Origin of the sequence: Streptococcus canis (assembly GCF_900636575.1) — a bacterium.
GTDB classification, from domain to species: Bacteria; Bacillota; Bacilli; order Lactobacillales; family Streptococcaceae; genus Streptococcus; species Streptococcus canis.
This window is the reverse complement of the sequence record NZ_LR134293.1, coordinates 961,961-973,533: the sequence shown is the minus strand read 5'-3', so window position 1 is coordinate 973,533 and position 11,573 is coordinate 961,961. Positions and strand designations below refer to the sequence as shown.

Below are 11,573 nucleotides of genomic sequence, written 5' to 3'. Positions count from 1 at the left end.
ATAAGCCTCCTATTACCTGTCGTAATCTTTAACGACAGCTACACCATTTGACGTCAACAACTCTAAAATAATACTTGCTGTTTCCTCAATCGCCTTATGAGCCACATTGATGACTGGACACTTGAGAGTTTTCATCAGCTTATCAGCATAGTCCAGTTCTTCCAAAATGCGGTCCATTTTAGCATAATTAGCTGCGCCCGAGACACCCAGCGTCTTCAGGCGTTCGCTTCGAATATGATTGAGTTTTTCCGGCGAGTTAGTCAATCCGATAATTCGCTTAGGAGACACCTGACTCAATTCCTTGGGAATTGGAATTTCAGGTACCAAGGGGATATTGACTACCTTTAATTGCTTGTCGGCAAGGTACATGCTAAGAGGCGTTTTAGAGGTTCTTGATACTCCCAGCAAAATCACGTCAGCTTTCAGAATTCCCCTAGGATCCTTGCCATCATCATATTTAACTGCAAATTCAATGGCATCCACCCGTTTGAAATAATGATTGTCCAAACGCCGTAACATACCTGGCTGCCCCAAAGGCTTAGCCCCTGAAATGCTAGCCATAGCCTTAATGACATTAGTCAGCAAATCAACATAGACAAACCCTTCTTCCTGACAACGTTTTTCAGCATAGCTAGCCAGCTTCTCGTCAACCAGACTAAACATCAAAAAGGCTGTTGTTTGGCTAGCCTCCTCAAACACCTTGTCAAGCAAATCAGTCCTATTGATATAGGAAAAACGGCGAAATTCCCAATGGTCATGATTAGGAAACTGGTAAATACAGGCCTTAGCTAGAGCCCTTGCTGTCTCTCCTAGAGAATCAGAGATAATGAAAATTGATAGTTGGTCTTCCATAAACACTTCCTCCAGTGAAGCTATAACTCGAGAAAAAGACGGCTGATGATTGTTTTAGATAATTTTCCAACCACAGTCATTTTATCAGGAAAATCAGGATCTAACCGAACCACCGGTAGGCTATCCACCTCTCGTTTGACCAGTAAATCCGCCGCCTGACTCACTGAAGTATCTTCTAAAACAGTGGTTACATTAGGAACCCGAGTCATGACCACACCAATCGGTATTTTTGTTAAATCCCCACCGCCTATCGCAGCCTTGAGCAAATCCTTTCGTGACACCAAGCCACAAAGGTAATTGTTCTTATCCAAAATAAATACCCCTCCACTATCTTCCATAAAAATACTAACAATCACATCATAAACTGAATCGTCCTGATGAGCTGTTAGCGGGATACCCATGACGTCTGACACCTTGGTTTCTCTGATAGAAGAATGGGCAGCCATCAAAATGCCCTCTCCTTGATAAAAATAGCCCACTTTAGGCTTAGCATCTAAAATCCCCAACATGGTCAGAACAACCAAATCAGCTCTCAAAGCTGCCCGCGTAACTTTGAGCAAATCTGCAATATGCTCTCCTGTAATAGGTTCCTCTTTTTTAACAATGGCAACAATAGCTTCCTGCCTCTGCGTTAATTGAATACGATCACACCCTCTCTTAATTGTGTTATACCATTTACAATATATGCTATATTATATAACATAATAAAAGCGATTTCAATTAAAAAGTTAGCCTTTACTGCTAAAAAATACTCACATAGGTCTTGATATTATTCTAATTCCATCACTTTTTCTTCCAAATTTTCTCCCTATATAAGGCAAAAATCACTTACCATAATTAAGCAATAAAAGAAAACAAAAAAGAATCAGACCAATCGTCTAATTCCCCATCAAAAACCTGTAAAAAACTACCTTTCGACTAAAGCACCTAGTGCTTCTCTTTTTCGATTGTTAATACCACTGGACGGCTCTAATGAGCTAACAAAAAACAAAATTGACAGACTTTTTAACCTCCTAAAAAGCATGCATCTCGGCTCTTTTTTACTGTACTCATTGCAACTTCTTTTGACCAAGGCAATCTATGACTTAGAAGGTTCCACGTTTAGGTTGCCTTTCCATGCTTTCATGCCCCCTTCAACTGTAATAGCTGGAAAGCCCTTTTCTTCTAAAAAAGCTACAGCCTGCGCCGAACGTACACCAGTCTGGCAAATGACATGAATTTCTTGCTCAAATTCAAGTTCTTGGTAGTGGTCAGAAAAGGTTGATAATGGCATATTAATGGCCGCCGGGATATGCCCTTTCTGATATTCCTCTGGCTCACGGACATCTACTACCAAGACATGCCCTTGGTCAATGGCGACTCTTAAGGTCTCTGGCGATTCAGTTTGCATCTCAAATGCTCCCTTCTATGATGTAAAAACTAACCTTTCAAGGAAATGACCTTCCCCTTACATCCTTTCCAAGCTATTTCAAAAATAGCACAAGATTTGACCAAATGCAATTTAAATCTCCCTCAAGACTGCATGATGAAAAAAGAGTGGCGGAACCTCTTACCTTTAGAGGTTGCAAAACTCTGTTACCTCTGGCCTCAGCAGCAAAAACACTAGCATTAACTCAATTAAAATTACCTCTCAATATCGTCTGCCGTAGCTAAGCTCTCAGTTACCTAATCAGCAATTATCTTGGCACCAAGTACCTGTTCAAAATGGCTTAAGGCCCACTCATGTGACGCAATCGATACACTAGCAACTGCTGAACGAACAACCTCCAGTTGGTAACCCAGATTGTAGGCGTCAATGGCAGTATGTAAGACACAAATATCGGTCAACACACCTATCAAGACTAGCCTGTTAACCCCACGCTCCCTTAGTCGAATATCCAGATCAGTCCCTGAAAAGGCAGAATAATAGCGTTTATCTATCCAAAAAACCTTAGGGTCTTGCTTGATGTTATCATAAACCTGAGCCAAGGGACCGTAAAGGTCACGACCTTTTGTCCCTTTTATATTATGAGCTGGAAACAACTTACTTTCAGGATGCCAAGGATCATCTTGATCGTGGCAATCAATGGCAAAGAAAATATAATCCCCTTGATCAAAGGCTTTTTGAGTAACCTCCGCCATCTTATCAGCAATCGCCTGAGCTGGTTTCCCTGCACTCAGTTTGCCATCATCTGCTATGAAATCATAGGTATAATCAATAGAAATCAATGCTCTCATCTGTGTCTCCTAAACAGGTTGTTCCTCATTATTTTTCCCATTGTAACAACTATATTTACAGGTGTCAAGACAAGTGAACCAACAACTCCATCAAAAAACACCTCTCAACAAGGAGGTGCTTCCAGCTTAAAATTCTTTTAATTTATCAAAAATACCTTCGTTGATAACTTTGAGATAGGTTCCCTTCATTCCAAGCGAACGGCTCTCAATAATCCCAGCACTTTCTAATTTACGAAGGGCATTGACGATAACAGAACGGGTAATGCCAATACGGTCAGCAATAACAGAAGCGGTTAAGCGACCTTCGTTACCATCTAATTCTCCCAGAATAGCTGCGACAGCTTTCATTTCGGAATAAGATAAGGTATTAATAGCCATATTGATAGCCGTTTGTTTACGGATGGTCTCTTCCAAGTTTTCTGTTTGAAGGTTCAATAATTGAATCCCTACAACAGTGCTTGAAATTTCCACCAAAATCAAATCATCATCGCTAAACTCATTGTCATTTCGCCAGATAATCAGAGAACCAAGACGCATCCCACCACCGTAAATTGGAGCAATGGTGGTCAAGCCATCAGGGTAAATGTCCTTAGATTCTACTGGGAAAATGGTTAATTCATTTTCAACTGAAAGATTGGCTTCCGTGTCGTAAACTCGACTAGCCGCCTTTACATAAGTATCTGGAAATTGTTTTGCTTCAAAAAATTCTTCCACACGGTCAGTGTTGGTTCTATATTTCATGGCATAACCAAGTAGGGTTCCGCCACCGTTAATAATACAAGCATTACAGTCAATAATATCTGCTAAGCGAGATGCCATGGCATTGTATGGGAGTTCTGTCTCCAAGCTATCTACGGAACGCTGCAGAATAGACGTAATTTGACGAGTTTTTTCTAATAAGTTAGGCATTTTCTTCCTTTTCCTTTGAATGATTTGCGTTTCAATTATAACAAAGCCTGCTTGCTTTTGCAAGGAATTATCAGAAAATTGTTTATTGTTTTGACAATTCCAACCAATAAAGTCCTTACCTACCAAAAGTGACCACATCATTTCAAGTAGTTAGGACTAAGCAATCTAGATAGCTAGACAGCCACATCAAAAAGAGAGACCACATGCCTTGCTATCTCCCTTGCTTTTTGATTAATCTGATATGAGAAAAATATTAACGCTTATACTGTTGTAAAACGCGCGTGATTTTTTCTTGTACATCTTCAAGTTCTTCTACCGTTGGCAAATAAACAATACGGAAATGATCTGGATCTTTCCAGTTAAAGCCACGGCCATGCACCAGCATCACTTTTTCTTGTTTTAATAATTGCAAGACAAACTCTTCATCATCATCAATACGATACATCTGACGGTCAATTTTAGGAAAAAGATAGAGCCCTGCCTTAGGCTTGACCGCTGATAAACCAGGAATATCGTTGATAGCCCTATGAATAAAGTTGCGCTGTTCAAAAATGCGCCCCCCCGGCAGTAAGAGGTCATCAACAGACTGACGTCCTCCTAAAGAAGTTTGCACCACTTGTTGGGCTAAAACGTTTGAACAAAGGCGCATATTGGCTAACATGTTTAAGCCTTCGATATAACCTTTAACATGGTCTTTAGGACCCGATAGCACCATCCAACCCACTCGAAAACCAGCAATTCGGTGGGATTTTGACAAACCATTCATGGATACACAAAAAACATCTGGTGCCAAGCTAGCAATAGCGACATGCTCCTTGCCATCCATTACCAAGCGGTCATAAATTTCATCTGCAAAAATAATCAGCTGGTACTCTCTAGCCAGAGCAACGATGTCTTCTAAAATCTCCTTGGGATAAAGGGCTCCTGTTGGGTTATTAGGATTGATGACCACAATGGCTTTGGTACGATCAGTAATCTTTGATTTTATGTCGGCAATATCTGGGTACCAGTCAGCTTCTTCATCACAAAGATAATGCACAGCCTTTCCACCGCCCAGACTGACACAAGCCGTCCAAAGAGGGTAATCTGGCATGGGAACCAAAACCTCATCACCATTATCAAGCAAGGCTTGAAGAGACATGGAAATCAGTTCTGACACACCATTTCCTAAATAAATATCCTCAATATCAACCTCTGGAAAATCCTTGAGCTGGCAGTACTGCATGATAGCCTTACGAGCTGAAAAAATCCCTTTACTATCAGAATAGCCCTCACTTAACCTAGCGTTCACAATTAAATCGCGAATCACTTCATCGGGTGCTTCAAATCCAAAGGCAGCTGGGTTGCCAGTATTCAAGCGCAGAATTTTTTCACCATTCGCAATCATACGGTTAGCCTCGTCCAAAACAGGCCCTCGAATATCATAGGCAACATCTTCTAATTTTGATGATTTTTCAATAATTTTCATAGTCTCATATACCTCGTATCCCATATTATAAACCAAAACCAGTAAAATAGAAAGAATTTATCCAGCAAGGCATAGCCCACTTAGCTACTACTAGCAAGTCAATTTCCCCTCACTTTATGCCTTAGGTGAGTGAACTCTTCTTTAGCTTATCTAAGAACCGTTGTCCGATGACTTCCCTTGTGCTGTCCTAGTTAGGATAGCTAGTCATCATATCAGCTTTTATTTCAGTAAATATAATGAAACGCTTTCATAAACACAAGAAAAGGAGTATAATAAAAGTAACAACAAAAGCTATTGGTTGACAAACTGTTAAAGGAGGGCACTCTTATGTCACAAAAATACGAACGTATCCTCGTCGCCATCGATGGTTCTTACGAGTCCGAACTAGCATTTAATAAAGGGGTCAATGTTGCTTTACGTAATGGAGCTTCCCTATTTTTAGCCCATGTTATTGATACACGCGCCTTGCAAAGCGTTGCCACATTTGATACCTATATCTATGAAAAGCTGGAACAAGAAGCCAAACATGTGTTAGATGATTTTGAAAAACAAGCACGGGCGGCTGGCATTGAAACGGTGAAACAAATTATTGAATTTGGCAATCCAAAAACTTTACTAGCTCATGATATTCCAGACCGTGAAAAGGTGGATTTAATCATGGTTGGAGCAACTGGTCTTAATACCTTTGAACGTCTCCTTATTGGCTCATCTTCTGAATATATTATGCGTAATGCCAAAGTAGACTTGCTCGTGGTTCGTGATAGCACTAAAACCTTTTAACAATTGAGGATAATAATGGGCAGTATTAACTCCTTAACTGTCAAAATAACATGACCTTAATAATGGGAAAAAGAGGCTGGGATAAAAGTCCTTGCCTCTTTCCTTTTTAAATACTTAGCACTTTGACGCAATGGTTGATTAGAGGATCTCATTCCTTGCCGCGCAAGTGACAACGACCCTCCTAATCAACTGTGCGGGGGTGGGACTACAAAATCGATTGCTACACAATACCGATTTTTGTCCCACTCTCTTTTGATTTCAGTCATATCCATGACCTCCCAAATAGTTACCCTTTTCTTCCGTCGTTTTGGGTAAGCAAGTTGTTCGTTTCATTTTATTTCTCAAGTCGTTGCAGGGATTTTTGTAACTGTTTGTCTAATTCCTTTTTAATAGCTGACTCAGGTGCATAGCGTTCTTCCCAATCAGCAGGTTTTTGAATCTTATGGGTCACTGGATCAAAATGAGCCTTACCATCAGGAAAAATCTTACCCATATTAGCTTCATGCACCGTCTCAAAAATAGGCTGTGGGTCCACTCCCATTAGCACAAAAGAACCGTAAGTAAAGTATAACAAATCTGCCAAGGCATCCACTTGCCCAACCAGAGGTGACTCAGTATGTTCTTTAGCTTGTACCTTGCTAGCTGCCTTATCAATGGCTGCATGTAAATTAAGGACGGATTGTGTGAACTGCTGCTTGTCTCCCTTGCTGGCTGCATAAAGGAATTCTACAATTTCTTCCACTTTAAAATCAGCACGGTGACCCGCTTCTGCAAGCACATAACTTCTTGGAGTCTCAATTGTATCTCCGTCCATCAGACGATGGAAATCCTTAACCTTATTGAAGTTTTCATCACGACTCTTGAAGCTTTTTTCCACATCAAAATGAATAAGCCCATAGTGAGACAAAGCTTTCGAAATCCCATCATTGTTATTAGAAGCCGTTGTAAAATGAGCCCCATTTTTGACCACAGCTTCCGCATTGCCCATGGCAACACCGACACCAACACCTGATAACATTTCCAAGTCATTATCGGAGTCCCCAAAAGCCATGACCTCTGATAATTCAAAACCAAACATCTGACCTAAGCGCTCAATCCCCTTGATTTTAGACTGATCTACAGAAATCAGGTCCAAAGAGTAAGGGCTACTTCGTGTGATTTTGATATGCGGGAATTTTTCTTGAATCTTACTGGTTTCATCCGCCGAGGCCACCAAAACAATTTGATAAATAGGTTCACGCATAATGGTTACCAAATTGCTAAAACTTTGAGGCTTGACGCGACGAATCAGGTGCTTAAAACTTCCCTCAACCGTCTTAACCCAGCTTTTGGGCACAATACTACTAACCATCTGACCAAACTGGCTAGTTCCCATGTCAATAATCCGCGAACCCGCCAGACCAGAGGCCGTTCCCAAGGAAACCTCTCGTTTTTTATCACTAGCATACCGAATAATCTTGTAAATCATGGATTTGGGTAATTGATTTTGGTAAAGAACCTTATCACGCGTTAAAATGTATTGCCCGTTATAGGTAACTGCAAAATCAAGTCCAAAATTTTCTAAAAAAGGCTGCACAAAACCAGGCCCACGACCAGTCGCTAAACCAACCATAATCCCTTGTTTTTTTAACTGTTGAATGGCTTTTTGTGTCGTTTTTTGGACATTTTTACGATCGTTGAGGAGGGTTCCATCAATGTCGAAAAAGACTGCTTTTATTGTCAAAACCTTCTGTTCTCTCTTCTGTTTATGATAGAATAGATTATATCACAAAATTAAAGGAAGTATGCCAATTAAATGAAAGAAATCCTTGTCTTACACACTGGTGGAACCATCTCTATGCAGGCGGATGATTCTGGTAAAGTTACCCCAAATCAAAACAATCCGATGACCCAAATTGGCTTGACGCCCCAAGACATTCACCTTACTGTGGTGGATTTTTTAAACCTTCCAAGCCCTCACATTACCCCTTACCACATGCTGAGTATTTATCATTATATCCAAGAGAAGGCAGCTGAGGTTGATGCCGTAGTCATTACCCATGGTACCGATACTCTGGAAGAAACTGCTTATTTTTTGGATACCATGGCTCTGCCTGCGAATTTTCCAATCGTTATCACAGGAGCTATGAGGTCTTCTAATGAAATTGGAAGCGATGGTGTTTACAATTACCTTACTGCCCTTAGAGTAGCAAGCAGTGACAAAGCTAAAGACAAAGGTGTTTTGGTGGTTATGAACGATGAAATCCATGCTGCCAAATACGTCACAAAGACCCATACAACGAATATTTCCACCTTCCAAACACCAACTCATGGGCCATTGGGTATCGTCATGAAAAATGACCTGCTCTTTTTCAAAACTGCTGAGCCTCGTGTGCGTTTTGACCTTCGCAGTATTTCTGGAACAGTTCCTATTATTAAAGCCTATGCTGGAATGGGGGATGGGAGTATTTTAAGCCTTCTAACGCCTGATAGCATTCAAGGGCTGGTCATCGAAGCTCTTGGAGCTGGTAATGTGTCTCCTCTAGCAGTAACTGAAATTGAACGCCTGATTGCCCTAGGTATCCCAGTGGTTCTTGTTTCGCGATGCTTCAATGGCATGGCTGAACCAGTCTATGCCTATCAAGGAGGTGGAGCCATGCTGCAAGAAGCAGGGGTCATGTTCGTTAAAGAATTAAATGCTCCCAAGGCTCGACTAAAATTGTTAATTGCTCTCAATGCTGGCCTTAGCGGCAAAGCTTTAAAAGATTACATTGAGGGATAAAAATAGCCACCTTATCAAAAAACTCCCACTAGCTGTGATACTGCCCCCAAAAGTTAAAGTTTTTGATATGTACCTAGGATTCTGGGTACATATCATTTTTTGTCTAACTTTTTGGGGTGCGGCTCTAATGATTGTAGGAGTTTTTAATTGGTTAAAGCAACACAGTGCCTGCATTTTTGCTGGGTGCCGCAGAATCCATGCCATTACAATCGCTTCCACAGAAGTTGGTAAGCATCAGCCAAATCAGTCAAGATTTTAGTTAACTCTTGGTAATTAGGGTGCCCTATAAATAGGCCCTTGCCCAAATCAATTTGGAGGCAATCCTTTCAAAACTTTTTAGAAGGGCTTTGTTCTAGGGCGATAAACTCAAAAATCATAACCAGACAAGCTGATCTTTGAATACTACTAAATAATCTCACATGGAAACTAACGAAAAGGTCAAACAAAAAGTTTTATCTCCCCCTTATCACTATTACTAAAGAGGTTAAGCGGGTTGGCAGACAAGTGATTTTCCATAAGTGCTAATCAAAGTCCCCTTTGATTTCAAGATGACTAACAATGCTCTGCCATTTTGCTTGCTGCTGCCAATTAGGCTCAGAAACAATGGCTACTGCTACCTTGCGAGCCTCTTCTAAAATGGCATAATCTTCGACAATATCTGCAGTCTTAAATTCTGGAATACCAGACTGACGGGTTCCAAAAATTTCCCCAGCCCCTCTCATTTTGAGGTCTGCTTCAGCCAGAACAAAGCCATCATTAGTTTTTGTCATAATGGTCATGCGTTCCTTACCCGATTCCGTCTTAGGATTGGCCACCAGCACCGCATAAGACTGTTTGTGTCCACGGCCTACGCGCCCACGTAGCTGATGCAGTTGACTAAGGCCAAAACGGTCGGCATCCATAATCAGCATGATACTAGCGTTAGGCACATTGACACCGACTTCAATAACTGTTGTTGAGACCAAGAGATCAATTTCCTGTGCTTTGAAAGCTTGCATGATGGCTTCTTTTTCGTCGGTCTTCATCTTACCATGCATCAGAGCAATGCGGGCGGATTTCTTAAAATAGGCCTTTAATTCAGCTTCCAAGGCAACAGCATTTTTAAGGTCCAAGGCTTCAGATTCCTCAATCAAAGGAGAAATCACATAGGCTTGTGCTCCTTGTTCCAGTTCAGTTTTCATCCAAGCTAAAACGGTGTTCAATTGTTGATGCTTGACCCAGCGCGTGACAATGGGTTTTCGACCAGCTGGTAATTCGTCAATAATGGACACATCCATTTCCCCATAGGCTGTAATAGCTAAGGTTCTTGGAATAGGAGTTGCTGTCATCATAAGGACATCTGGATTATCGCCTTTTTCACGGAAAATACGGCGCTGTTTAACCCCAAATCGGTGCTGTTCATCTGTAATGACAAGACCTAACTTGTGGTATTGAACCGCATCCTGAATCAGCGCGTGAGTCCCCACAATCATATCCACCGATCCATCTGCAATAGTCGCTAAAGCTGTGCGTTTTTCAGGAACCTTCATGCCTGAGGTCAGAATAGCAATAGAAAGGTCAGGAAAGAGCTGGCTCAGACTATCATAATGTTGCTCGGCAAGAATTTCTGTGGGCACCATCAGGGCTGATTGGAGGCCAGCAGTATAGGCAGCATACATGGCAAGGCTAGCAATAACTGTTTTCCCAGATCCAACATCTCCTTGCAAGAGCCGATTCATGTGGGCACCTGAACGCATATCCTTTAAAATTTCCTTTAGACTTTGTTCCTGAGCTTGGGTCAAGGGGAATGGCAGAGCAGCAATTTTGTGATCAAGCTTTTCTTGATCAAAGGCAATAGCCAGTCCATTACTCTCTGATTTGTTTGCTCGCTTCAATACCTGCAACTGCATTTGAAAATAAAAGAGTTCCTCAAATTTAATGCGTCTCAAGGCCTGCTTGTACTCACTCAAGGTTTTGGGAAAATGCATGGCATAAACCGCTTCTTGCCTTGGCATTAATCGGTATTTAGCAAGGAGGTGATCAGGCAGATTTTCCTTTAGACTTGCTAAAGCTCCGCTATCAAAAGCTGCTTTGATAGCTTTTATCAGGGCCGTTTGACTAATGCCCTGAGCCACATGATAAACTGGCTGCAAATCATCTTCCAAGGTCATGAGTAATTTCATCCCTGTCAAGGCCGTTTTTTTCTGATCCCATTTTCCAAAAATAGCGACCTCATTACCTAAAATCAATTTGTCCTGTAAATAAGGCTGGTTAAAAAAACTAACCCCTATGACCACTTCGCCTTGTTTCAATTTAAAAGTCAACCGATTCCGCTTAAAGCCATAATATTGCACACTGGGTGGCGTCACAATGGTACCTGTGAGCACAGCCTTTTCACCATCTAAAAGCTCAACAATAGACTTGCTCTTAAAATCCTCGTAACGAAACGGGTAATAGAGCAAGAGGTCTTTCACTTGATAAATAGCTAATTTTTGAAATTTTTCTGCTGACTTAGGGCCTAAGCCTTTTAAGCTAGCAATGGGGGCTGTTAATAACATCTTTCTTCCCTTCACAAAAACTCTTGCATCTATTATACAAGAGTTTTAA

At 41.2% G+C, this 11,573-nt stretch carries 10 protein-coding genes and 1 pseudogene; 2 read left to right on the top strand and 9 right to left on the bottom strand.

What is annotated here, in order from left to right:
* Nucleotides 1–12 precede the first annotated feature (12 nt).
* The 6 genes from EL097_RS05060 to EL097_RS05035 all read right to left on the bottom strand — a co-directional run bounded on the left by EL097_RS05060 (nucleotide 13) and on the right by EL097_RS05035 (nucleotide 5,446).
* On the bottom strand, nucleotides 13–852 hold the full coding sequence (locus EL097_RS05060) for a pyruvate, water dikinase regulatory protein (RefSeq protein WP_003045083.1): 840 nt from the start codon (nucleotides 850–852) through the stop codon (nucleotides 13–15).
* A 20-nt stretch (nucleotides 853–872) separates the two neighbouring features.
* The gene (locus EL097_RS05055) at nucleotides 873–1,493 is read right to left on the bottom strand and encodes a helix-turn-helix transcriptional regulator (protein ID WP_039994702.1); all 621 of its coding nucleotides are present in this window, start codon (nucleotides 1,491–1,493) and stop codon (nucleotides 873–875) included.
* A 437-nt stretch (nucleotides 1,494–1,930) separates the two neighbouring features.
* Nucleotides 1,931–2,242 (bottom strand): rhodanese-like domain-containing protein, encoded by a 312-nt coding sequence (locus EL097_RS05050; RefSeq protein ID WP_003045089.1) that lies wholly within the window; start codon nucleotides 2,240–2,242, stop codon nucleotides 1,931–1,933.
* A 275-nt stretch (nucleotides 2,243–2,517) separates the two neighbouring features.
* Nucleotides 2,518–3,069, bottom strand: a complete 552-nt coding sequence (locus EL097_RS05045) for a cysteine hydrolase family protein (protein WP_003045093.1) — start codon at nucleotides 3,067–3,069, stop codon at nucleotides 2,518–2,520.
* A gap of 126 nt (nucleotides 3,070–3,195) precedes the next feature.
* A complete protein-coding gene (gene codY / locus EL097_RS05040; protein ID WP_003045096.1) occupies nucleotides 3,196–3,978 on the bottom strand; it encodes a GTP-sensing pleiotropic transcriptional regulator CodY in 783 nt (260 codons plus the stop codon).
* Between the two features lie 253 nt (nucleotides 3,979–4,231).
* The gene (locus EL097_RS05035) at nucleotides 4,232–5,446 is read right to left on the bottom strand and encodes a pyridoxal phosphate-dependent aminotransferase (RefSeq protein ID WP_003045099.1); all 1,215 of its coding nucleotides are present in this window, start codon (nucleotides 5,444–5,446) and stop codon (nucleotides 4,232–4,234) included.
* A 327-nt stretch (nucleotides 5,447–5,773) separates the two neighbouring features.
* On the opposite strand from EL097_RS05035, the gene EL097_RS05030 reads away from it, so the two are divergent.
* A complete protein-coding gene (locus EL097_RS05030) occupies nucleotides 5,774–6,226 on the top strand; it encodes a universal stress protein (protein ID WP_003045102.1) in 453 nt (150 codons plus the stop codon).
* 334 nt (nucleotides 6,227–6,560) lie between these two features.
* Here EL097_RS05030 and EL097_RS05020 read toward each other — a convergent pair whose 3' ends face one another.
* On the bottom strand, nucleotides 6,561–7,949 hold the full coding sequence (locus EL097_RS05020) for a Cof-type HAD-IIB family hydrolase (protein WP_003045103.1): 1,389 nt from the start codon (nucleotides 7,947–7,949) through the stop codon (nucleotides 6,561–6,563).
* A 72-nt stretch (nucleotides 7,950–8,021) separates the two neighbouring features.
* On the opposite strand from EL097_RS05020, the gene EL097_RS05015 reads away from it, so the two are divergent.
* Nucleotides 8,022–8,987 carry an asparaginase gene (locus tag EL097_RS05015; protein ID WP_003045108.1) on the top strand — a complete coding sequence of 322 codons (966 nt, stop codon included), beginning with the start codon at nucleotides 8,022–8,024 and terminating at the stop codon, nucleotides 8,985–8,987.
* A 162-nt stretch (nucleotides 8,988–9,149) separates the two neighbouring features.
* On the opposite strand, the pseudogene EL097_RS10880 reads toward EL097_RS05015, so the two are convergent.
* Nucleotides 9,150–9,301, bottom strand: a pseudogene (locus EL097_RS10880) (aldo/keto reductase); the annotation flags it as partial.
* Nucleotides 9,302–9,508: 207 nt separating this feature from the next.
* Entirely contained in the window at nucleotides 9,509–11,524 is a 2,016-nt protein-coding gene (recG, locus tag EL097_RS05010; RefSeq protein ID WP_003045114.1) for an ATP-dependent DNA helicase RecG, read from the bottom strand.
* Nucleotides 11,525–11,573: the final 49 nt, after the last annotated feature.

Excerpts from the sequence above, each read along its gene's own strand:
- codY (WP_003045096.1), bottom strand. The coding sequence starts at position 3,978 with ATGCCTAACTTATTAGAAAAAACTCGTCAAATTACGTCTATTCTGCAG.
- EL097_RS05015 (WP_003045108.1), top strand. The coding sequence starts at position 8,022 with ATGAAAGAAATCCTTGTCTTACACACTGGTGGAACCATCTCTATGCAG.
- EL097_RS05030 (WP_003045102.1), top strand. The coding sequence starts at position 5,774 with ATGTCACAAAAATACGAACGTATCCTCGTCGCCATCGATGGTTCTTAC.
- EL097_RS05035 (WP_003045099.1), bottom strand. The coding sequence starts at position 5,446 with ATGAAAATTATTGAAAAATCATCAAAATTAGAAGATGTTGCCTATGAT.
- EL097_RS05060 (WP_003045083.1), bottom strand. The coding sequence starts at position 852 with ATGGAAGACCAACTATCAATTTTCATTATCTCTGATTCTCTAGGAGAG.
- recG (WP_003045114.1), bottom strand. The coding sequence starts at position 11,524 with ATGTTATTAACAGCCCCCATTGCTAGCTTAAAAGGCTTAGGCCCTAAG.
- EL097_RS05050 (WP_003045089.1), bottom strand. The coding sequence starts at position 2,242 with ATGCAAACTGAATCGCCAGAGACCTTAAGAGTCGCCATTGACCAAGGG.
- EL097_RS05045 (WP_003045093.1), bottom strand. The coding sequence starts at position 3,069 with ATGAGAGCATTGATTTCTATTGATTATACCTATGATTTCATAGCAGAT.